This window comes from Streptomyces sp. NPDC051020, from assembly GCF_040683105.1.
Classification (GTDB): Bacteria; Actinomycetota; Actinomycetes; order Streptomycetales; family Streptomycetaceae; genus Streptomyces.
The window spans coordinates 223,899-246,249 of sequence record NZ_JBFBCG010000001.1; the positions used below are offsets into that span (position 1 = coordinate 223,899).

Annotated in this window: 19 protein-coding genes and 1 tRNA gene; 9 read left to right on the forward strand and 11 right to left on the reverse strand. The window is 71.2% G+C overall.

What is annotated here, in order from left to right; genetic code table 11:
* Positions 1-114: 114 nt before the first annotated feature.
* From AB0N06_RS00885 to AB0N06_RS00920, 8 genes are all read right to left on the reverse strand, one after another.
* Positions 115-1,575 (reverse strand): GH1 family beta-glucosidase, encoded by a 1,461-nt coding sequence (locus tag AB0N06_RS00885; protein ID WP_366132637.1) that lies wholly within the window; start codon positions 1,573-1,575, stop codon positions 115-117.
* 122 nt (positions 1,576-1,697) lie between these two features.
* Positions 1,698-2,615: a carbohydrate ABC transporter permease gene (locus tag AB0N06_RS00890; protein ID WP_366132638.1), complete on the reverse strand. Its 918-nt coding sequence runs from the start codon at positions 2,613-2,615 to the stop codon at positions 1,698-1,700.
* Between the two features lie 16 nt (positions 2,616-2,631).
* A complete protein-coding gene (locus tag AB0N06_RS00895; protein WP_366132639.1) occupies positions 2,632-3,630 on the reverse strand; it encodes a sugar ABC transporter permease in 999 nt (332 codons plus the stop codon).
* 295 nt (positions 3,631-3,925) lie between these two features.
* Entirely contained in the window at positions 3,926-5,254 is a 1,329-nt protein-coding gene (locus AB0N06_RS00900; protein ID WP_366132640.1) for an ABC transporter substrate-binding protein, read from the reverse strand.
* A gap of 606 nt (positions 5,255-5,860) precedes the next feature.
* Entirely contained in the window at positions 5,861-6,364 is a 504-nt protein-coding gene (locus AB0N06_RS00905; protein ID WP_366132641.1) for a hypothetical protein, read from the reverse strand.
* A gap of 81 nt (positions 6,365-6,445) precedes the next feature.
* The gene (locus AB0N06_RS00910; RefSeq protein WP_366132642.1) at positions 6,446-6,583 is read right to left on the reverse strand and encodes a hypothetical protein; all 138 of its coding nucleotides are present in this window, start codon (positions 6,581-6,583) and stop codon (positions 6,446-6,448) included.
* On the reverse strand, positions 6,580-7,470 hold the full coding sequence (locus AB0N06_RS00915) for a fused MFS/spermidine synthase (RefSeq protein WP_366132643.1): 891 nt from the start codon (positions 7,468-7,470) through the stop codon (positions 6,580-6,582). The genes AB0N06_RS00910 and AB0N06_RS00915 overlap by 4 nt, the downstream gene beginning before the upstream one ends.
* 80 nt (positions 7,471-7,550) lie before the next feature.
* On the reverse strand, positions 7,551-8,057 hold the full coding sequence (locus AB0N06_RS00920) for a hypothetical protein (protein ID WP_366132644.1): 507 nt from the start codon (positions 8,055-8,057) through the stop codon (positions 7,551-7,553).
* 408 nt (positions 8,058-8,465) lie between these two features.
* On the opposite strand from AB0N06_RS00920, the gene AB0N06_RS00925 reads away from it, so the two are divergent.
* Positions 8,466-9,824, forward strand: coding sequence for a tetratricopeptide repeat protein (locus AB0N06_RS00925; protein WP_366132645.1), 1,359 nt, complete (start codon positions 8,466-8,468; stop codon positions 9,822-9,824).
* A 134-nt stretch (positions 9,825-9,958) separates the two neighbouring features.
* Here AB0N06_RS00925 and AB0N06_RS00930 read toward each other — a convergent pair whose 3' ends face one another.
* Complete coding sequence (locus AB0N06_RS00930; protein ID WP_366132646.1) at positions 9,959-10,555, reverse strand: histidine phosphatase family protein; 597 nt, start codon at positions 10,553-10,555, stop codon at positions 9,959-9,961.
* Between the two features lie 248 nt (positions 10,556-10,803).
* Here AB0N06_RS00930 and AB0N06_RS00935 point away from each other — a divergent pair, with 248 nt between their 5' ends.
* The 7 genes from AB0N06_RS00935 (at position 10,804) to AB0N06_RS00965 (ending at position 17,358) form a co-directional block, all read left to right on the forward strand.
* Positions 10,804-11,736 (forward strand): phosphatase PAP2 family protein, encoded by a 933-nt coding sequence (locus tag AB0N06_RS00935; RefSeq protein WP_366132647.1) that lies wholly within the window; start codon positions 10,804-10,806, stop codon positions 11,734-11,736.
* Entirely contained in the window at positions 11,636-12,829 is a 1,194-nt protein-coding gene (locus AB0N06_RS00940) for a hypothetical protein (protein WP_366132648.1), read from the forward strand. Before AB0N06_RS00935 ends, AB0N06_RS00940 begins: the two co-directional genes overlap by 101 nt.
* Complete coding sequence (locus AB0N06_RS00945) at positions 12,820-14,433, forward strand: hypothetical protein (RefSeq protein ID WP_366132649.1); 1,614 nt, start codon at positions 12,820-12,822, stop codon at positions 14,431-14,433. The genes AB0N06_RS00940 and AB0N06_RS00945 overlap by 10 nt, the downstream gene beginning before the upstream one ends.
* Complete coding sequence (locus AB0N06_RS00950; RefSeq protein WP_366132651.1) at positions 14,430-15,764, forward strand: AAA domain-containing protein; 1,335 nt, start codon at positions 14,430-14,432, stop codon at positions 15,762-15,764. The genes AB0N06_RS00945 and AB0N06_RS00950 overlap by 4 nt, the downstream gene beginning before the upstream one ends.
* A gap of 241 nt (positions 15,765-16,005) precedes the next feature.
* Complete coding sequence (locus AB0N06_RS00955; protein WP_358862460.1) at positions 16,006-16,347, forward strand: hypothetical protein; 342 nt, start codon at positions 16,006-16,008, stop codon at positions 16,345-16,347.
* 206 nt (positions 16,348-16,553) lie between these two features.
* Complete coding sequence (locus AB0N06_RS00960; RefSeq protein WP_366132652.1) at positions 16,554-17,294, forward strand: hypothetical protein; 741 nt, start codon at positions 16,554-16,556, stop codon at positions 17,292-17,294.
* Positions 17,285-17,358, forward strand: a tRNA-Lys gene (locus AB0N06_RS00965). Before AB0N06_RS00960 ends, AB0N06_RS00965 begins: the two co-directional genes overlap by 10 nt.
* 59 nt (positions 17,359-17,417) lie before the next feature.
* Here AB0N06_RS00965 and AB0N06_RS00970 read toward each other — a convergent pair.
* Positions 17,418-18,605 carry a M6 family metalloprotease domain-containing protein gene (locus tag AB0N06_RS00970; RefSeq protein ID WP_366132653.1) on the reverse strand — a complete coding sequence of 396 codons (1,188 nt, stop codon included), beginning with the start codon at positions 18,603-18,605 and terminating at the stop codon, positions 17,418-17,420.
* A gap of 463 nt (positions 18,606-19,068) precedes the next feature.
* On the opposite strand from AB0N06_RS00970, the gene AB0N06_RS00975 reads away from it, so the two are divergent.
* A complete protein-coding gene (locus AB0N06_RS00975; protein ID WP_366132654.1) occupies positions 19,069-20,997 on the forward strand; it encodes an EAL domain-containing protein in 1,929 nt (642 codons plus the stop codon).
* Positions 20,998-21,095: 98 nt separating this feature from the next.
* On the opposite strand, the gene AB0N06_RS00980 is transcribed toward AB0N06_RS00975, so the two are convergent.
* The gene (locus AB0N06_RS00980; protein WP_366132655.1) at positions 21,096-22,214 is read right to left on the reverse strand and encodes an LLM class flavin-dependent oxidoreductase; all 1,119 of its coding nucleotides are present in this window, start codon (positions 22,212-22,214) and stop codon (positions 21,096-21,098) included.
* Positions 22,215-22,351: the final 137 nt, after the last annotated feature.

Consider the following 22,351-nt stretch of genomic DNA (forward strand, 5'->3'; position numbering starts at 1 on the left):
GATCAAGGACCTCGCAGCGCGGAGGGCCCGGAGACTCAACTGCCGGAGAGAAACGCCTGAGACCCGGCACAGGGCCGGGTCTCAGGGATCCTCTACTGCCGGGAGGGGCACCGGTCAGGACGCGTCGGCCGGGGGAAGCGCGTGGCGGCGGATCACCTCCGCGTACCAGTGGGCGCTGGCCTTGGGGATGCGGCGCTGGGACGCGTAGTCCACGTACACCGCACCGAACCGCTTGGAGTATCCGTACGCCCACTCGAAGTTGTCCATCAGCGACCACAGGAAGTAGCCGCGGACGTCCGCGCCGTCGGCGACGGCACGCCGCACGGCGTCGAGATGGCCGCGCAGATACTCGATCCGCTCGGGGTCCTCGACCCGGCCCTCAGGAGAGACGTAGTCGTCGAAGGCTGCGCCGTTCTCGGTGACCATCAACGGCAGCCCGGGGTGGTCACGGGTGACGTCCATCAGCAGGTTGTACAGGCCGTCGGGGTCGATCGGCCAGTTCATCGCGGTCCGCGGCTTCCCCTCGGAGAGGTGGAAGGCGACATGTTCGGAGCCGGGCCACGGGGAGTGGTCGCTGGCGCCGTGACCGTCGTTGCGCGAGTCGCCGGCGCCCTCGGCAGGCGTGGAAACCAGCGTCGGCGTGTAGTAGTTGACGCCCAGGACGTCGACGGGGCGGGAGATCGCGGCCAGGTCCCCGTCGTGGACCAACTGCGACCAGTCGACGAGGTGCGCGGTGTCGGCGATCAGATCCTCGGGGTACTCGCCGCGCAGCATCGGCCCGGTGAACACCCGGTTGCCCACCGCGTCGATCCGACGGGCGGCGTCCACATCGGCCGCGCTGTCGGTCAGCGGGCGGACCTGGTGGAGATTGAGGGTGACCGAGGTCTGCGCGCCGGCAAGAAGCCGACCGCGCAGCACCTCGATCGCCCGGCCGTGGGCGAGGTTGAGGTGGTGGGCCGCCCGCAGGGCGGACACGGCCTCGGTGCGGCCGGGAGCGTGCACACCGGAGCCGTAACCGAGGAAGGCCGAGCACCACGGCTCGTTGAACGTGGTCCACATGCCGACGCGGTCACCGAGGGCGCCGGCCATGATGGCGGCGTAGTCGGTGAAACGCTCGGCGGTCACCCGCTGCGGCCAGCCGCCCGCGTCCTCCAGCTCCTGGGGAAGGTCCCAGTGGTAGAGCGTCGCGACGGGAGTGATGCCGGCTTCGAGCAGCTCGTCGACGAGCCTGCGGTAGAAGTCCAGGCCGCGCTCGACGGCGGGGCCCCGGCCGGTGAGCTGCACCCGGGGCCAGGAGATGGAGAAACGGTAGGCCTTCAGCCCCAGTTGCTTCATCAGCTGCACGTCGTCGCGGTAGCGGTGGTAGTGGTCGGCGGCGATGTCGCCGGTGTCACCGTTGCGGACCTTGCCCGGTGTGCGGCTGAAGGTGTCCCAGATGGAAGGGGTGCGGCCGCCCTCGGCGGCGGCACCCTCGACCTGGTAGGCGGCGGTGGCCGCCCCCCAGACGAAACCGGCCGGGAAGTCCGTTGCCTCGGGTGCCCGCTGCGGGGCGATGTCGGGTCGTACGGCGGTCATGCGGGAGCGCTCCCAAGAATGGACGGACAGAGTCAGGGAAGGAGAGGGACTCCGGGTCCCGTGCGGCCTGCGGTCAGGCGCAGGCCGCACGGGACGCCAGGGAAGAGTCGGGTGACGTCACGTCAGCCCTTGACGGCGCCGGACATGATCCCCCCGACGATCTGCCTACCGAAGATCACGAACACCACGAGCAGCGGCAGCGTGCTGATCAGCGCGCCGGCCATCACGATGCTCTGGTCGGGGGTGTACGAGGCGCTCAGCTGGCCGAGGGCCACCTGGAGCGTGGGGTTCTGCTGGTTCAGCGCCAGGTAGGGCCAGAAGAAGTCGTTCCACGCCTGTACGAAGGTGAGCATCCCGAGCACCGTCATCGCGGGACGGGCCACCGGGAGCACGATGCTCAGCACGATACGGAAGTTGTTCGCCCCGTCGACCTTGGCGGCCTCGATGAGCTCGTACGGCAGCGCCTCGGACAGGTACTGACGCATGAAGAACACGCCGAACGCGCTCACCAGGGTCGGGAAGATCACCGACTCCAGTTTTCCGCCCCAGCCGATGTCGGACATCATCATGAACAGCGGGACGACGCTGAGCTGCGGCGGGATCGTCAGGGTGGCGATGACCGCGGCCATCAGTCCGCTGCGGCCCCGGAACCGCATCTTGGAGAAGGCGTAACCGGCCAGCGTGCAGAAGAAGAGCGTCGCTGCCGTGATGCAGCCGGAGACAATGACGCTGTTGACGATCGCCTTGCCCAGATGTGCCTGGTTCCAGGCCGCGTCCAGGTTGTGCATGAGCCGTCCGCCCGGCAGGAAGGGCGGTGTGGAAGCCAGCACCTCGTCCTGCGTGTGGGAGGCGGCCACCAGGGTCCAGTACATCGGCAGGACCGAGCCGATGCCGACGACGGCCAGGGCGATATAGGCGAACGGGCCACCCTGCAACTGCTTGCCCGCGCCCGGCTTGAACCGGCTCGGGCGCAGGCGCGCCCGGTGGGCCGTGTGCGGGACGCCGGTCTCCGGGGCTTTGGTGGAGCTGGTCATGGTCATTGGATATCGCTCCCGGTCATACCGCGGATGTGCGTACGAAGCGGCCGATGAGCCAGTTGACCGCAGCGATGATCAGCAGGAGGGCGAGCATCGCCCAGGCCACTGCTGCGGCGGGACCGAGATGCCCGAGGTTCCAGCCGTAGTTGTAGAGGTAGACGCTGAGCGTCTCGTACTGATGCTCGTTGCCGCCCGTGGCACCGAGCGTGCCGCCTTCCAGCAGCAGGGGCTCACCGAACAACTGCATGGAGCCGATGGTCGAGATGACGATCGTGAACAGGATCGTGGGCCGCAGCGAGGGGATGGTCACCTTGCGGAACTGCTGCCACCGCGAGGCACCGTCGAGCGAGGCAGCCTCGTACAGATCGCTCGGCACCGCCTGCATGGCGGCGAGGTAGATCAGCGTGTTGTAACCGGTCCAGCGCCAGATCACGATGACGGAGATCGCGATCTTGGACGTCCAGTGCCCGTTGGCCCAGTTGGTGTCGCCGAAGCCGACGAACTCCAGCGCCCAGTTCAGCAGACCGCCGTCGGCCCGGAAGACCAGGGCGAAGACCAGGGCCGCGGAGGCCACGGAGGTGGCGTACGGAGTGAGGATGACCGTCCGCCAGAAGGTGCTGGCGCGCAGCTTGTAGTTCAGCAGGTGGGCCAGGCCGAGTGCGACCAACAGCTGTGGGACCGTCGACATGACGCCGATGAGGAAGGTGTTGGTGACGGCGGTCCAGAACTCGCCGTCATGCAGGATCCTGTCGAAGTTGTCCCAGCCGACCCACTCCATCCGGTCCAGGCCGGTCATCTCCACCCGGTGCAGGGCGATCCAGCCGGTATAGAGCAGCGGATAGAGCCCGAAGGCGCCGAAGACGAGGAAGAACGGGGCTATGTAGGCGTACGGCGACGCCTTGTCGTCGAACCGCCACAGCCGACGCCGCCACGCCTGCCGGCGGGGGCCGGTCTGCGGCTGCTGGGAGCCGCCGGGTGGCGGGGCATAGGCGTCCCGGGTGGGAGTCGAGGTGGCCACGGGCGGGAGTCCTTCCCTGGTTACTTGGGGTACCCGGTACGGGGGCGCCCCGTCAGGGGCTGGGGTGTGGGTGGTTGCGCACGGCCGTGGACGTCCACGGGGTGGCCGGAGGGGCGCCGGCCGGACCGGACGGGTCCACGGTGCGCCCGGGAGGTACCCCGTGGTGTGTCCGGGCACGCCGTGGAGGGGCCGATGAGCACCCGGCACACCGGACGGCCCCTGGGTGCGGGGGCGGGCCGGGTGGTCAGGAGCGTGCAGGCGCGGGCGGCCCGGTGGCCGCCCGCTGCTGCGACGGTCAGCCGATCGCCTTGTCGATCGCGCCGGTCGCAGCCTTCCACGCGTCGTCCGGGCTGGTGCCGCGCTGCTCCATGTTGTTGATCTGGGTGGAGATGGTGTCCTTGATGACGCCGTCCTTCGGGCCGAGAACGGTCTCGGGGATCGATGTGGCCTCGCCGGCGTAGATCTGGCCGATCGGGGCGTCGTTGAAGTACGGCAGCGTCGCGTTCTTCACGTCCGGCAGCTCGTACGCACCCTTGTTGGACGGGAAGCTGCCGATCGCCTTGAAGACGGCGGCCTGCTGCTCGGGGGCGGTCAGCCACGTGACGAGCTTGATGGCCTCGTCGACGTTCTTGCCCGACTTGGGCACGGCGAGGAAGGAGCCGCCCCAGTTGGCGGCGGTCGCACCGGGCGCGGTGGTGATGTTCCACTTGCCCTTGTTGCTGTCACCGGCGTTGATCGAGATCTGACCGGCCATCCATGCGGGGCAGGCCACGGTGGCGACAGTGCCCTTGCGCAGTGCGGCCTTCCACGGGTCGGTGAACTGGGCGAGGCCCTGGGTCAGCTTCTTCGACGCCGCCTCGGCCGCAAGGTCCCAGCCCTGCTTGACGCTGGGGCTCTCCTTGTAGATCGGCTTGCCGCTCTCGTCGTAGTACTGCTTCGCGTTGGAGCTCACCACGGCGTTGAACATCGCGCTCGCGGAGTCCATGAAGAAAGTGCCTTTGGGGGCCTTCTTCTTGTACTCCTCACCGAGCTTGAGGTAGTCCGCCCAGCCGCCGGCGACCCTCTTGGCGACCTCCTCGCGGTCGGTCGGCAGAGCGGCCTGCTTGAAGAGGTCGGTGTTGTAGCAGAGGGACATCGGACCGATGTCGGTGCCCGCGCCGATCACCGCGCCGTCTGCCGTGGTGGCCTGCTTCTCCTTCCAGGAGACCCAGTCATCGACGTTGATGACCTTGCTGAGGTCGGCGAAGGAGGTCGCCTTGGTGTCGACGATCTCCTTGATCCGGCCGACCTCGATGCCCTGGACGTCCGCCAGACCGCTGCCCGAGTTCAACTGCTGGAGCAGCTTGGGGTAGTAGACCTTCTCATCGGAGGTGACGTCCTCCTTGACCGTGATGTTCGGGTGCAGCTCGTGGTACTTGGCGAAGAGACCGGCTTCCTTGTAGCCGAACTGCCCGAAGTCGGCAACGGTCAGCGTGATCTTCCCGTTCGCGCCGGAGCCTGTGTTGTCCGATGAATCCGAGTCGCTGCTGCAGCCGGTCAGCAACAGGGCCGTGGCTGTCAGGCCCGTGGTGGCCAGAACCGCGGCTCTGCGGCTTCGACCGGCGACGGTGCGGGTGATGCGCATTCCACTACTCCTTGTTCCAGGGTGGGACTGGCGTTCTGACTGCGCGGCATACGCGCTGGTTGTGTGCGGGTGCCGGGTGGTGCAAGGGGGGAGGACACGGGCAGTGCCGTTCGCGTGAGAAGGCCTCAGGCGATGTGGGAGCGCTCCCATGCGTCGATGCCGGAAGGTTCCTTCCTTGAAGGTGTGGGTGTCAAGAGTTGAAGACGCTTCCGTTGCCCGAGTGTGTCCTGCACGTCACGAGACCGTGTCCCGCCGAAGGCTTGCCAAAGGAGGTGCACGTAATCCCCGGACTGGCAGGCTCTTGACTTCCAGCAGGTCAAAGGCTTGTTGACGAACGCTCACAGAATCGGCCGACGGACGTCCCCGTCGGCACGGCGCAGGCGCCCCGGCTCCGGGAAACGGTTCGCGTGCCACCTCGCTCGCACGGGAGGGCCCGCTGGAAGGTGAACGAGGTGCGGCGCCCGAGGGCGGCTCCGGTCCGCCTGCGCGTTATTTCCCCGAAGCCGGCACCCGGGACATCGCCCGGCCGTACGCGCGGGGCAGATGCGGCGCTCTCCGCGGTGAATCGGGGGAAGGGAGCAGGCCATCGGCCTCGGCGGCCGGAACCTACATCACGCCCAGGCCACGCTTGACCAGCCGCTGGAACTCCCGGGTGTACGTATCCATCAGTTCCTTGGCCTCCTGGTACAACTCGCGGACTGCCGAGTGCACAGCGGGAAGCAGCAGTTGGTCGGTCCGCGACTGGTGCGAACGGATCTCGGCATCCACATAAGCGGCCTTGCGGCGAACGATGCCCGGCATCTCCCAGAGCTCCACGGGATCGGCGGCCATGGAGGTCCAGGCGGGTGCCGAGCGCGACATGCCGGGGGCCACCGCCTGCCACGGTTCGGTGGGCGTGTGACCGCCGAGAGCGGGGCGTAACTGAATCCTCGCTTCAATGAACGGCGCGCAGAATTGGGTCAGTCCGTCCGGAAGGGTGTCCATCTTGGCGACGGTCGCCGCCTTGATGCTCGCCCGCCCGGCGAAACGGCCCACCGCCGCCGTGGCGACGGCCCCGGCGACCGCTCCTGCCAGACCGATCCAGGCAACCGGTATCTCCGACTGTGCCATCGCCCCCCTCTGCATGGACACGTCCAGTGCCGTGATTCTGGCAGGCACGGGCGGCGTGGCACATCCCGGGTGAACACGGTCTCACACGGCGGGGATGTGGCCGCCGTCCCGCACCCCTGCTTCCCCGCAACCGGCCACGCCGTACGGCACGGTGCGGAGTGACGGGACGACGGCGTCCGGGTCGTCTTCGAGCTCGGCGCCGGTGCGGCGCCACGTCACTGGAACGCGGAGGACGGCGGCGCCGGTGACGGACGGGCGTCCGCGTCGCGCACCGCGGCCGCGCCGCCGGTGAAGTCGGCGAGTTCCCGGCCGTGTTCGACGCGTCCCGGGTGCGGGTCGGTGGCGACCCTGCGGGTCAGTTCGGCGACCTTGAGCGGCAGCCCGGAGGCGAGCAGCACGGCGTTGCCGAAGCGGCGGCCGCGCAGCACCGCCGGGTCGGCGGCGAGGGCCAGTTCGGGGAAGACGGCGGCGGCGGTGGCGATCTGGCCGCGGAGATGGGCCAGCGGCGGGCCATCGGTGAGATTGGCCACGTACTGCCCGGTGGGCTTCAGCACCCGGCGCACGTCGCTGAGGAACTCGGTGCTGTTGAGGTGGGCGGGGGTGCGGGATCCGCTGAACACGTCGGCGATGACGAGGTCCGCCCAGTCGTCCGGGATCTTCCCGAGCCCGGCGCGGGCATCGGTGGAGCGGACCCGGATCCGGGCCTGCGGGTCCAGGGGCAGCTCCCGGCGGACCAGTTGGACGAGCGCCGCGTCCAGCTCGACGATCTGCTGGGTGGAACGGGGGCGGGTCGCGGCGATGTAGCGGGCGAGGGTGAAGGCGCCGCCGCCCAGGTGCACGACGTGCAGGGGCTGTTGCGCGGGAGCGACGAGATCCGCGATGTGGCCGATCCGGCGCTGGTAGGAGAAGGAGAGGTGCGTGGGGTCGTCGAGGTCGACATGGGACTGAGGGGCGCCGTCGAGGTTCAGCGTCCAGGCATGGGGGCGCTCCCGGTCGGGTATCAGCTCGGCGAGACCACCGTCGACCGCCTCGGCGAGGGTCTCCGGCCTGCGGTCGGAACGCTTCCGGGCGTTCGCGCCACCGCTGGATGCTCCTCGACGTGCCACTGCTGTTTCCCCTGCTCACTGCTCATCGCCCCGGTGCCGGACCGGCATCGGTGGGGAACACGCCCCCGGCCATTATGAGCTCAGCAGCAGTTGTCGGCCGCCTCGATCAGCCGGGCCGCCTGGTCGAGGGCAGCCCGCAGCGCGGCAGGGTCGGTGACCGGGGCGTCGGCGGCGGGCGGCAGCAGCCAGCCGCTGCCGGAGACCGGCGGCTCGGCGGGAATGCGGAGCCCGCGGCCGCTCGTCTGCGTACAGGCACTGCCCGGTACGTCCCAGGCCTCGGCGGTGCCCGGCGGCACCAGAAAGCCGAGGGTGTCGCAGGCGTCGTCGTGCAGGACCGGGCCGACTGCCTCCTGATCGGCGCCGCGGCGCAGGATGTCGACGGCCTCGAGGCCCTGGCGGGCGGGGACGGTCACCAGCTCGCAGGGCCCGGGGGCGGGGAGCGGCAGGGGCTCCGCCACGGCGGGCTCGGGGGCCGGGGGCCGGGGTGGGGCGGGTTCGCGGGTGGCGGGCTCACGCTCCGCAGCCCCGGAACCGGTGGTCGTCGTCGCAGTCGTCCGCGAGCCGGTCTCCGTGCCGAGATGCAACAAGGGACCTCTCCTCTCATCGCCGGGCGGAGCCAGACTCCGTCTCCACATCAACCAACGCGTCAACTACGTCAAGGGCTACGGTGCCACGCCGCCGCAAAGGATGGCAGTTCATGGCGGATCGCGGCCGAGATACCCGTTTTATGGCTCCTCCCCCCCCGGATAAATCCGGGGGCTTCTCCTGCGGCGCCGCCGTCGTAGAGGAGTCGTCGACCGACGACAACGCCGCCAGGCGCCGCCCATCGGCACGCGACGCCACCCCACCTCTGTGCGCGGCCTCTGAAGCCGGTGGTCCCCTCGAAAGAAGGTCTGATGGGCAAACACTGCGTGTGCGGTCCGTCACAGCAGGTACCTTCTTGCTCCGCCGGGACACCGGAAACAAGCCTGGCTTGCACCAGAGAGGGCCCAGCCATGGTGTCGACAGGGGCAGTTCCCAACCTCGCCTTCCGGCGGCTGCGCGGACCGCGCTCCGCCGGGGAGTTCGCTGCCGCGGTGCGCAGATCCGCCCGCGAGATCGGCGAGCAGGTCGCGTGCGACGCCCGGTACATCGGACGCGTGGAGTCCGGCGAGATCCGCTGCCCCAACTACGCGTACGAACGAGTCTTCCTGCACATGTTCCCGGGAACGACCCTGGCGGACCTGGGCTTCTCGTCGCGCGAGACCGTACGCGGCCGAGGGGCGCGCGCCACCGCCGAGATCCCCGACACCCCACTGCCCCCCACGCTCCACAGCGACACCGACGAGGAGAGCGACGTGCTGCGTCGCGTATTCATGACCAGCGGCACCGCCACGATGGCGGCCGCATCCCTGGGCTTCGGCCTCGGCACCGCCGCCGCTGCCGTACCGGCACAGCGACCCACCCGGCGACGGGTCGGCGAGGCCGAGGTGACCGCCGTCGAGAAGGCGGTACGACAGATCAGGCTGCTGGACGACCGGCACGGCGGCGACGGCCTCTACCGACGGGCCGCGCAGCCGCTGAAGGCGGCGTACGCGCTGCTGGACGAGGGGACGACCACCCGCCGCTCCACGTCCGACCGGCTGCATGCCGGGGCGGGTGAGCTGGCCATCTCGGTGGGATGGCTGGCCCACGACTCGGGGCGTTTCGAGGACGCGCGCTCGCACTACGCGGAGGCGCTGGCGACGGCGCGGCTGGCCGGTGACGCGGCGCTGGAGGCACATGCGTTCTGCAACGCGTCATTCCTGGCGAGGGACACGGGGCGGCCGCGGGAGTCGGTACGGGCGGCGGAGGCCGGGCTGCGGGTGGCGACGCCGCTGGGCTCACCGCGACTGCTGGCGCTGCTCGCACTGCGGGAGGCGGGGGGCCGGGCGGGGCTCGGCGATCGCAGCGGCTGCGAGCAGGCGCTGGGGCGGGCGCACCAGGCCTTCGGACGGGGGACGCGCGATGCCGACCCGGAGTGGATGACGTTCTTCCGGGAGGCGGAGCTGGAGATGCTGGAGGCGCAATGCTGGTCGGCGCTGGGTGACTGGCGGCGCGCGGCGCGTCATGCGCGACGGGCCACACAGCTCCAGGATCCGCACTTCACCCGGAACCTGGCGCTGTACCGGGCCGAGCTGACGACGGACCTGGCGCATGGCGGCGCCGTGGCGGAGGCAGCCGCGACGGGGCACCAGGTGCTGGACCTGCTCGACCAGGTGCAGTCGTCCCGGATCCGGGCGATGCTGTCGGGGGCGGTGCGGGTGTTGCGGGCGCAGCGCGGGTCACCGGAGGTGGCGGGGCTTCTGGAGCGGTGCGGAGAGATGGGGGTGTAAGAGGCCGGCACATGGGAGGCGGCGCCGCCCCCGCGAAGCGCCCACCGGGGAGAACCCACCCCAGGACCTCGGCCGCCGTGCGACCGCACGCACCGGACGACGCTCCTCATGGGGCAGACATGCCGGTCACGGCACTACCGGTCCAGGTGACCCGTGTCGTTCCAGCGTTCCAGCGCCGGCGCCCCGTACGCCCACCCCAGGACCGACAGCGACGTCGGGTCCAGCCGGATGCGTGACGCGAACGACACGTCCTCGCCCAGCCACCGCGCCCCCAGCGCCCGCAGGATGTGACCGTGCGCGAAGACCAGCACGTCGCGGTCGGCCGAGCGCGCCCAGGCCACGATCTCGTCCGCGCGGGCGGACAGTTCGGAGAGGGTCTCGCCCTGCGGCACCCCGTCGCGCCAGATGAACCAGCCCGGCCGGATCGCCTGGATCTCGGCCGGGGTCATGCCCTCGTACGCCCCGTAGTCCCACTCCATGAGCGCGTCCCACGGCTGCGCCCGGTCCGCGAAGCCGGCTATCTCGCAGGTCTCCCTGGCGCGGACGAGCGGGCTGGTCCGGACCTCGAGGCCCGGCAGGTCCGCCCACGGTTTCCGGTGCAGCCGCTCGCCCAGCAGCTTGGCGCCCTCGCGGCCCGCGTCGAGCAGCGGGATGTCCGTCCTGCCGGTGTGATTGCCCTTGACGGACCATTCCGTCTGGCCGTGCCGGGCGAGCAGGATACGCGGTGCCATGACGGCTCCCCCCTGAGGTGTGGATAGGAGAAAACGGCAACAGGGACGGGTCATCCGCCTTTGTTCATCATCGCTCACGCATCCGGGAGGCAACCTCTGGAGCCGCACCGGCGTCCCTCCCCCCGCGGAGAAGGCTCCGCGCGCACGGGGCATCCACAGGGGACCCCCGGGGGGATTCGCCACCGACCTGCGCCGTACGGTTGAACGCCCACCGTCGGGCGCATGAACTCATGATGGAGAGCATCCGGATGTCGCTTGCCACCGCCGCGCCCGCGTCGCGGGACCGGCCTCGATGGTGGGCCGAGCTGCCGCTGATCGCGATCGTGTACGCGATCTACTCGGTGGGCCGACTGCTGGTCCGAAGCGATGTGTCGACCGCCGTCGACCACGGGCTGCGCATACTTCATCTGGAGCAGATGCTCTTCCTCAACGCCGAGCACCCGCTCAACCGCTTGATGACGGCCCATCCGGTGATAGGCATACCCTCCGACTTCATCTACGCCTCACTGCATTACGTGGTCACCCCGGCCGTCCTGGTCTGGATCTACCGGCGGCGCGCGGCCGCGTACCGCACCGCCCGCACCTGGCTGATGACCTCCACGCTGCTCGGTCTGTTCGGTTTCGCGCTGATGCCGACCTGCCCGCCGCGGCTGCTCCACGCCACACACGGCTTCGTCGACACCATGGCCCAGTACAGCTCGTACGGCTGGTGGGGCGCCGAGGCGAGTGCGCCGCGCGGTATGGGCTGGATGACCAACCAGTACGCGGCGATGCCGAGTCTGCACGTCGGCTGGGCGCTGTGGTGCGGGATCCTGCTGTGGCGCCACGGCAGGCACCCGCTGCTCCGGGCCGCGGGTGTCGTGTACCCGCTCCTGACCACGTTCGTCGTGATGGGCACGGCCAACCACTACTTCCTCGACGCGGTCGCGGGCGCCGCGGTGATGGGCGTCGGGGCGCTGCTCACCAGGCCGGTGATGCGGCTCGCCGACCGGATCAGGGCAGCGGTGGGGGCCCGCACCGCTGCGGCCGTCCCGGTCACGAAGTCCCCTGTTGTCAGTGCCGGATGCAAGACTTCCGCGGGTGAGCGAATCCCCGTCCAGCGGACCTTCTCCGCAGACTCCATCGATGTCGCGGCACCGGCCGACGCAGCAGGCGACGACACTCCGGCAGCGGCTCGCTGAACTGCGCGGTCCCGCCGTCGCGCCGCATCCGCTCGATGCCCGCGCGCTGGCCGCCCTCGCCGCCAACCCCGGCTGCAAGCGGCGCGCGCTGCTGGACGGCGCCGGGGTGGACAAGGCCGTGCTGGCGGCCGCGCTCGGCTCTCCCGCCGCGTTCGGTCAGTCGCAGTTCGCTTTCATGCGGGGCAACGCGTTCGAGGCGAGGGTCAAGGCCGACGGCGGCACGGAGCTGATGCGCCTGCTGTACGAGCGGCTCGGCGGGGGCGGCGAGGTGCCGCACGAGGTCCGGGTGCCGGATCTGGCGGCGGCGGGTCCCGAGGGCCGTGCGGCGCGTACGGCACTGGCGCTGCGGGAGGCGACCGAGGCGGGTTGCTGGGCTCTGCTCGATCACCCGATGCTGGCCCTGGAGGTGGCGGGCTCGCCCGCCTATCTGGAGCCGGACGCGGTGGTGGTGCACCCCGACGGCCGGTGGACGGTCGTGGAGATCAAGTCGTTTCCCGTGATCGACGGTTCGGCGGACGCGGCGAAGGTCGGCGCGGCGGCCCGGCAGTCGGCGGTGTATGTGCTGGCGCTGGAGCGCGTCGCGGCGGTCACGGCGGGGGCGGAGGTCGGCCACCGGGTGCTGCTGGTCTGCCCGAAGGACTTCTCCAACCTGCCGACGGCGTCGGTCGTCGACGTGCGCAAGCAGCGCGCGGTCACCCGCCGCCAGCTGACCCGGCTGACCCGGGTCGAGGACATCGCGGCCGCCCTGCCCGAAGGCACCACGTTCGACCCGGAGTGCTCCGCGCAGGAGCTGACCGCCGCGGTCGACGCGGTCACGGCGGCGTACGCACCGGAGTGCCTGGCCGCGTGCGAACTGGCCTTCCACTGCCGGGCGAAGGCGCGTGCGGCCGGTGCGGTGGAGGCGCTGGGGAGGAGCGTACGGGGTGAACTCGGCGGTCTGACGACGGTGGGCGCGGTACTGGCCGCGGCGGCGGGAAAGGAAGGCGATCCGGCCGACCCCACGGTCGCCGCCCTGCGCCGCGCCGCGGCCCTGCGCGCGGAGGCGCTGGAGCACCGGGGCGCGTCTGTGGAAGGAAGCCCGGCATGTCGCTGATCAGCACCCTGGCCCGGCTGGAGGCCGTGGAGAGCGGGCGGGCGCAGCCGATGGCCACCGTCCGGCACCGCCATCTCACCGGTGCGCCGCTCGTTCTCGTACCGCTGACCACCGCCGGTGAGGCGGGCGCCCCGCTCGGCGCCCTCGTCGGAACGGACCGGGACGCGCCCAGGCTGCTCGCCGTGGCCCAGCCGCGCGACCGCGATCTGCGGTTCGCTTTCCTCGCCGAGCTGGCCGAGGTGGTCCTGCCGCACATCGAGACGTACACGGACGTGGTGGAGCCCGCCGAGCGGGGCGAGACCGATCCCGGGACCGGAAAGAAGGTCAAGGTCGAGGTCGAGTTGTGCACGGACGCGCCGCAGTTGATCGTGCCGAGCCGGGCGGGTCTCGACTTCGTACGGCTGCTGGGCCGGTCCATGCGGTTCCGGCGCACCGCCGAGGACGACCCGGACACCCCGTACCCGGCGCCGGCCAGGGTCCCGCTGCTGGGCCGCTGGCTCACGCATTACGGGGAGCGGGCCCGGGTGCCGGGTTCCTCGCTGCTCCTGGCCATGACCGATCTGCTGAACCGGCACTGGGCGACCGGGCAGTCCACGCTGGAGGACCAGCATCTGGGGGCGCTGCTCGCCTGGATCGACCCTGCGGTGGGCGAGTCCGGTGCGGAGGCCGCGCTCCGGGCCGAGCTGCAGCGGGACGCCGGTGGCCAGCTGCTCTGCCCGCCCGCCGGTCCGGCGACGGACCCGGCGTTCGACAACCGGCTGCTCGCGCCCGCGATCGAGAAGTACGACCGGGCGCGCACGTCGCTCGCGGCGGCCGAGGACGGTCTCGCGGCCGACGCCCGGCTCGCCGGACTGACCGCCGCCGAGCGGGAGATCAGGTCGCTGCTGGCCGGGGTGGCGCGGCCGACCTGGGACGCGGTGTGGCGGGGGCTCGACCTGATGCGGGAGCTGCCGGCCGGGTCCAGGACCGAGGACCGGTGGACCCGGGACCGGTGGTCGTTCACCGGCCACCGGGACCGGGTGCGGGCCGGGGAGCCGCCGCAGCCGCGCCGGGACGACGCGGTGACGGCGGCGGCGAAGCTGGCCTCGCGGGAGACGGCGCAGGCGCAGTTGGAGGCGCAGGAGGCCCTGGACGACCCGCTGGTGCTCGCCGGGCGCCGGCTGGCCGGTGAGGCGTTCGTCGGGGAGGTGACCGAGGTGGTGATGGCGTACAGCGAGTCGAAGCGGCCCTCGCCGCGTCCGCTGGTCACGGTCCGGACGGGCGAGCGCCCTCACCTCGGTGAGCGCACGAAGGTGTACCGCACGCTGGACGGCAAGCCGCAGACCGCCGAGTTCGTGGCGTACGCCTCCGAGGATCTCCCGGACGCGGAGGAGCGGCTGCTGGTGCTGCGGATCACCGACCGGATGGGCCGGAGCAAGGAACCGGCCCCGGGGTCGCTGCCGGAGCCGGGCGACCGGATCGTCTGGACCCTGTTCGAGCACGACCAGCGCGGCGGCCCGAAGCTGCCGGACCCGGAGGAGACGCCGTGGACGCACGGCGGCCCGCCGGGCGCCGCCGGACCTTCCGAGAACCCCGACCCCGTGACCCCGGAGGACCTGTTGTGACGGCCGTATTCGATCCGGGCGCCGAGGCGGGGCGGGCCACCGCCCAGATCCTGGACGACACGCTGAACGGCACGGCCCGCGGCATCGTGGTGGACTCCCCGCCGGGTGCGGGAAAGTCGACTCTGGTGGTGCGCGCCGCGCTCGAACTCGCTTCGGCGGGGCGCCCCTTGATGGTGGTCGCGCAGACCAACGCCCAGGTCGACGACCTGGTGGTGCGGCTGGCCGAGAAGGACCCGGGGCTGCCCGTCGGGCGCTTGCACAGCAACGACGCGGACCCGTACGACAAGGTGCTGGACGGCCTGGCCAACGTACGGAAGTCGGCGAAGGCCGGAGATCTGGCCGGGCTTGATGTCGTCATCTCGACGGCCGCCAAGTGGGCTCATGTGAAGAACGTCGAGCCGTGGGGGCACGCGATCGTCGACGAGGCGTACCAGATGCGCTCGGACGCGCTGCTGGCCGTCGCCGGGCTCTTCGAAAGGGCGCTGTTCGTCGGCGATCCGGGCCAGCTGGACCCGTTCTCCATCGTCGGCGCGGATCAGTGGGCGGGGCTGTCGTACGACCCGTCGGCGAGCGCGGTCTCGACGCTGCTGGCGCACAACCCCGAGCTGCCGCAGCGCCGGCTGCCGGTGTCGTGGCGGCTGCCCGCGTCGGCCGCGCGGCTGGTCTCGGACGCGTTCTACCCGTACACGCCGTTCCGCAGCGGTACGGATCACGGCGACCGGCGGCTGGCGTTCGGGGTCCCGTCGGACGGCTCCGCCCCGGACCGGGTGCTGGACGAGGCCGCGGAGTCCGGCTGGGGCCTGCTCGAACTCCCGGCCCGGCACACCCCGCGCACAGACCCGGAGGCGGTGCGGGCGGTGGCCCTGGTGGTCCGCCGGCTGCTGGACCGGGGCGGCGTGGCGACGAGCGAGCGCTCCCCCGACCCGGCCCCGGTGACGGCGGACCGGGTCGCGGTCGGCACGGCCCACCGGGACCAGGCGGCGGCGGTACGGGCGGCGCTCGCCGAGCTCGGTGTGACGGGTGTGGCGGTGGACACGGCGAACCGGCTCCAGGGCCGCGAGTTCGATGTGACGGTGGTCCTGCACCCGCTGTCCGGGCGCCCGGACGCCACGGCGTTCCATCTGGAGACGGGCCGGCTGTGCGTCCTGGCGTCGCGCCACCGTCACGCCTGCATCGTGGTCTGCCGTGCCGGCGTCGCGGACCTGCTGGACGAGCACCCGTCGACGGAACCGGTCCAGCTCGGCGTCACGGTCAAGTTTCCTGACGGGTGGGAGGCGAACCACGCGGTCCTGGCCCACCTCGCGGAACACCGCGTCCCGTGGCGCCCGTAACGGCATCCCTCGCGGTAGGAATAGGAAGGGGATCAGCGAGCGCAGTCGCAGGGCGTCGGGCGCCCACTCCCTACCGCGGGAGAGGCCGTAACACCGCCGGATCACGGGCGATGGGCCGTCGGGGGCGTGCGCCGTGCCGGGCGGTGTCCCGGTGCGCCCCCGCGCACTGCCCCCGAAGCCCACTTGCGGGCGGTTGGACAATGGAGGGTGGCCGTCGGGCCCACCGAAGGAGGAACACCACATGGCACAACCCGAGCGGAAAGAGCAGCAGCGGCTGCGCCCCGCGCCCCTGCTCTTCGAGCCGACGGCGGCGGTCGCCGACCCCGAGCACTTCTTCGACCTGGAGTCGATGGACGACCCGGAGGAGCTGCTGGCCCGCGCCACCGAGCTGACGCTGGCCTTCCGCGCCGCGACCGACCGGGCGGTCGAGTACCAGGCGATCGCCGCCGCGCAGCTGGCCGATCCGAGCCGGTTCGACCGGCTCACCACTGCGGACATCGCACAGCGCGCGGAATGGACCGAGGACTACGCGAAGAAGATGGTCGAGTTCGGCTGGAGTCTGCTGGGCGGCGCGCGGCCGTGACGCCGGAGCGTCCGGCCCCTGGCCGCCTCCGGGTCCGTATCCGGCGACGGGGACTCCGGGTCCGGCACCGGTTCTCGCTCCGGTTCTGACTCCGGGCACAGCCGGTGGCATATGCCCGCGCGCAAGATACTCCTCCCCACCTCACCCTGTCCGGGTTTCCGACGTTTCTTGCAATTCGCAGTGTCACTACCGGTACACCGGTAGTCATGAGCGCATGGCTGCCAGACGAGACCACCCTGCATCCCGGCATCGGAACCTGCGCCGGGCCGCGCGCCGGCACCCGCCACGGTGCCGATGTCTTCGCGGTCCTGCGGGACCGAGCCGGTGACCAGACCGCTCAGGTCACCGCGGCCGGAGCGGCCTGGCTGGCCGGCGCCGCCGCGTATCCGCGCTCCACGCTCACCCAGTGGCAGGCCCACCCCGGCTCCCCCGGCGTGCTGCCGTGCGGATCGGCGTTCGACGTGATCAATGTGCCGGCGCTCTTCGGGCGGCGGATGCTGGAGCACCTGTGGGCCGACGGCCCGGGTTCCGGCCCGGTCGCCACGCACCGCGGGCGGATGCTGCTGTTCGCCGCCCCCGGCACCGCCCAGCGGCTGCCGTCGCTGCTCGAGTGGGAGGAGTGGGGCACCAGCCACGAGCAGGCGGCGGAGCACGGCCCCGAGGCCCCCTGGGAGAGCGAGGACCGCGAGGGCAGGGTCCCGCCGCTGCTCTGCCACGGCACCGGTGACGCGGTAACCGTCCCGCCCCTGGCCTACGACTCCTCCTCGTCGGGGCCCCGCTGGGTGGTCGCCCCCGACACCCGTACCCCTTGGCTGCCGGGCCCCGACGTACTGCTCTGGGCCTGTGTGCGCGTGACTCGCTCCGCGCCCACCGGGTCGGCTCGGATTTCGATTTTTCCTCTCGCCGATCAGAGTGCTAATGTCTACGACGTCAGCAGGCGCCGCTAGCTCAGTTGGTTAGAGCAGCTGACTCTTAATCAGCGGGTCCGGGGTTCGAGTCCCTGGCGGCGCACAGACGGAAGAAGCCCCTCGCGGAAGCGGGGGGCTTTTTCGTTCACCGCTACGGCAGCGTTACGTGCCCGTGGCGATACGGACTGTCCACGCACCCGACGGCGTCCGGTCCGCGACCTCGATCCGGGTGTGCTCGCCGGGGACGGAGTACGTCTCGCCGACCCGCAGCGGGGCGTCCGCGAGCGGCGGGTAGACCGACCGGTCCCAACAGGCGTCCGTATGGGGGTGGGTGTCGATGACCTGGATCGGCCCGCCGCCGGACGGTGTCTCGTTGCGGACCTGGTAGATCAGCACCCCCTCGCTGCACGTCTCCCGGTCGTTGCCGGTGGCACTGCGGGCCTCCAGCGCCACGGCACTGCCCTCACCGGTCCTGATCACCGCGAGCCGCGTGCCGATGGAGGCGCCGGGCGCAGGCACGGCGGCCATCGGCTCCAGCGTGATGTCCTGGTTGTGCTGGATACACACCACTTGCCTGCGGTCCAGCCAGCCCAGCTTCCACTTGTGCCAGCCAAACAGGTCCGGCGCGAGACCGAACTGGCTGCCCATCACGTCCCAGTCGCCGACGTACGTGTCCCAGTCGCCCTTGCCGTCCGACGGACGGTGATAGAGGTCCGGCAGGTCGAAGACGTGCCCGGTCTCGTGGGCCAGCACGTTCCGGTCCGGCGGATGCTGCTCGAAGACGGTGACGACGCGCCTGATGTCCGTGCCGTCGGCGTGCAGCGGCTGGTCGAAGTTGACGACCTTGGTGGCGTCGGAGTCGACGCCGGGCGCGTCCGGGTCGGCGACCAGGTAAACGATGTCGTACTTCGAGAAGTCGACCTGGTCGTCGGCTGCGGCAATCGCGTCGCGCAGATACGAACTGCGCTGCTTGTCGCCCCAGTCGCGCTTCATGCCGTACGACGTGGACTTGTGGGGCATCTGGACCCACTGGTGCTGCGGGTGCGGGCGCAGGGTGAACTTCCCGTACGAGGCGCGCCGGAAGAACTGCGTGGTAGCGGGGAAGTAGTCGGCGGCGAGCTCGTCGGGGGTGGTGACGGGGCGGGCGTCGGGGAACGAGAGAAAGATCATGACCGCGTCGAGGGTGTGGTCGGGGCGCGGGTATGCGCCGTCCCACTCGTCCAGGCCGAGCGAGTGGTGTGCCCCTGTCCTGGACAGGGCGCAGGGGCCGACTTCACCCGTGGCCGCCACGGCCGGACCCGCGACGAGGGAGGTGGAGGCAAGCGCCAGGAGAGAGATCAGACCAGCCACCACACCACGCGGACTCGGTCTCTCCCATTCCCCGAGCCTGCGCTGAGGCGGCACATCGACCTCCGGGTGCGGGATGCGGATACACGCAATCCACCCTGTGCCGGTTCGTAGGCATTCGCCCTGTTGTGCTGCCCCACTCGGGTCAGCAGTCGGCCTCTCGGAGCCCTTTCACGGACAGTCACAAATGCTCACTGCGGCAACGCGAAGGAGACTCAAGATCGACGTGAGGGAACAGAGCCGCGCAGAAATAATCAGTCATGGGCAAACCGGAAAGACGCGCGAATGACCCATGCGGGGTGCTCCCCAGGGTCACAACGGACGGGAAGCTGGAACGGGTCAGACAACAGCATCTATGCTTCACCACGCTTTCCTGCGTGGTTCCCGCCTCAGACAACGGCGCTCCGCGCGGCGGGCCAGTCCGACCACAACTGTTCGGGACAGAACTGCACGGCGGGAGCGAGCGGTGAGCGGAACCTCCGAAGGGCCGAGGCCCGCGGCAGGCACAGCACCCTCTACCGTGCGACCATCCGTCACGGAGCGTCACATGGAACCGGTCGGCCCGGGAGCCGTCGGCTCCCGTCCGGCCGATTACCGCGCCGCCTTCCGCGGCGCCATGCTGCCGATGGCCGTCGTCGACCACGAGGGCCTGGTCCTGAGCGCCAACGACGCTCTCGGCGGGCTGCTCGGCGCCGACGCCGCGGCGCTGACCGCCCAGTCCGCGTCCGATCTGCTCGACCTCTCCGCCGACGTCCGGACCTGGCATGCGTACCGCGAGGTGCTGCGCGGCCGGCGATCCCGGTTCCGCTGCACCCGCAGGCTCAAGCACCCCGACGGACGCTCGATGTGGGCCGAGATCACCGTCGTGCCGATGCCGGAGACCGGGGCAACAGGCGCGAAGACGGGTGCCGGGACAGAGCCGGAGGCCGGGACGGGCGCGGAGACCGGAACCGGGATCACTCCGGGCGCCTCCCCCGTGCTGCTCTCCGTCGCCGACATCAGCGACCGCCACGAGCTGCAGAAGCGGCTGCGCCACCTCCGGACGCACGACCCGGTGACCCGGCTGCCCAACCGGACCTTGTTCTTCGAGCGGCTCTCCGCCGCCCTGGAGACTCCGCCGTACCAGGACGACAGCCTCCCGCGGCACGGCCGGATCGGGCTGTGCTACCTCGACCTGGACGGCTTCAAGGCCGTCAACGACACGATGGGGCACCGGATCGGCGACCGGCTGCTCGCCGCCGTCGCCGCCCGGCTCACCGACTGCGCCGAACAGGAGAGCCTGAACCGCACCGGCGGCACACTCGTGGCGCGCCTCGGCGGCGACGAGTTCGCGATCCTGGTCGAGGAGTCCGCCGGGACGCAGCAGCTCACCGATCTCGCCCGCGCGGTGCTCGCCGCCCTCCAGAAGCCGTTCGACCTGGCCGGGACACGGCTGGCCTTGTCGGCGTCGATCGGGGTGGTGGAGCGGAGCGTCGCCGGAACCTCGGCCTCCGCTCTGATGCAGGCCGCCGACACCACGCTGTACTGGGCGAAGGCGGACGGCAAGGCACGCTGGACCCTCTTCGACCCCGAGCGCAACGCGCACCGGGTGACACGGCAGGCGCTCTCCTCCACGCTCCGGCCCGCCGTCGAGCGCGGCGAGTTCACCATCGAGTACCAGCCGCTTGTCGGGATGGCCGACGGAGTCGTACGAGGGGTGGAGGCTCTGGTCCGCTGGAACCACCCGCAGTTCGGCATGCTCTCACCGAACCGGTTCGTCGCGATCGCCGAGGAGGACGGCTCGATCGTCCAGCTCGGCCGCTGGGTGCTCCGGTCGGCCTGCCGTCAGGCCCGGCGCTGGCAGCTGGACCATCCGGCCGAGCCGCCGCTCTTCATCAGCGTCAATGTCGCCGTGCGGCAGGTCTGGGACTCCGACCTGGTCACCGATGTCGCCGAGATTCTTGCCGAGACCGGCCTGGCACCCGGACTGCTGCAGCTGGAACTGACCGAGTCAGCGGTGATGGGCCCGGCGGGCCGCCCGCTGGAGGCGCTCCAGACGCTCAGCGACATGGGCGTCCGGATCGCCATCGACGATTTCGGGACCGGCTACTCGAACCTCGCCTATCTGAGCCGGCTGCCGGTCTCCGTACTGAAACTGGACGGCTCGTTCGTACGCGGCTTCCGATACGAGGACGGCGCGCACCCCAGCCCGGCCGACGAGACGATCGTCGAGGCGATGGTGCAGCTGGCGCACCGGCTGGGGCTGACCGTCACCGCGGAGTGCGTGGAGACCGTGAGCCAGGCGGAACGGCTGCGGCGGATAGGCTGCGACACGGGGCAGGGGTGGCTCTACTCCCGGGCGGTGGCCCCGGAGCGCATCGCGGAACTCATCGGGACGAGCCCCCTGGGGCTCTGAGAGAGCCACGCCCCGGAACACGAAGCCGACGGTGCCTTCAGCGCCGGGCGGGCCTGTGTTCAGGCCCGCCCGGCGCTGAGGCACGGTCAGCACGGACCTCAGCCACGCAACCCGTAGGCGTCCGCGATCAGGTCGTAGCTGCGCAGCCGCGCCTCCCCGCCATGCGCATTGGCCGTGATCATCAGCTCGTCCGCCCCGGTCCGCTTGGCCAGGTCGTCCAGACCGCTGCGCACCTCGTCCGCCGTCCCGTGGATGACATTGCCGAGCCAGCTGTCGACGAACTCCCGCTCCAGCGGACTGAAGACATAAGCCTCCGCCTCCTCCGGCGTCGGGATCAGACCGGGGCGGCCGGTGCGCAGGCGGACCATCGACAGGGCACCGGTCAGGACCTGGCGGCGGGCCTCGCGCTCCTCGTCGGCTGCCAGCGCCGAGACGCCGATCAGGGCGTACGGGGCGTCCAGCACCGCGGACGGCTTGAACGAGTCCCGGTACAGGTCGAGCGCCGGAATCGTGTTCTGCGCCGAGAAGTGGTGGGCGAAGGCGAACGGCAGACCCAGGACCCCGGCCAGCCGGGCGCTGAAGCCGGAGGAGCCGAGCAGCCAGATCGGCGGGCGGCCCGCGGGACCCTGCACCGGGCCCGGAACCGCATGGATCCGGGCGTAGGGGTGGCCGTCCGGGAAGTCGTCGTCCAGGAACCGGGTCAGCTCGGCGAGCTGCTGCGGGAAGTCTTCGGCACCCTCGCCCAGCCGGTCCGTGCGGCGCAGCGCGGCGGCGGTCGCACCGTCCGTGCCGGGGGCGCGCCCGAGGCCGAGGTCGATGCGGCCGGGGGCCATGGCCTCCAGCGTGCCGAACTGTTCGGCGATGACCAGCGGGGCGTGGTTGGGCAGCATGACCCCGCCGGAGCCGAGCCGGATCCGCTCGGTGCGGGCGGCGAGGTGGGCCAGGATCACGGCCGGGGACGACGAGGCGACGCCGGGCATGGAGTGGTGCTCGGCGACCCAGAGGCGGTGGTAGCCGCGGCGCTCGGCGAGCTGGGCGATGTTCACGCTGGTGCGCAGCGCCTGGGTCGCGGTGCTGCCCTGGCCGACGGTGACCAGGTCGAGCACCGACAGCGGCACCGAGGCCGTTCCCTCGGCCCTGCCCCGAATGCCGTCGCCGCGACTCCCGTCGCCTCGGTTCTCGTCGCCTCGGTTCTTGTCGCCTCGGTTCTTGTCCACGTGAAGGCCTCTCCGGTGATGCTCGTGCGTCCGGCGAAACCTAACAGGAGGTTGTCTCCGCTTATTCCCGGCCGGTCACGGCCTCCCCGCGGGAGGGAGTGGATCAGCAAGCGGGGTCGCAGGGCGTCGGGAGCCCA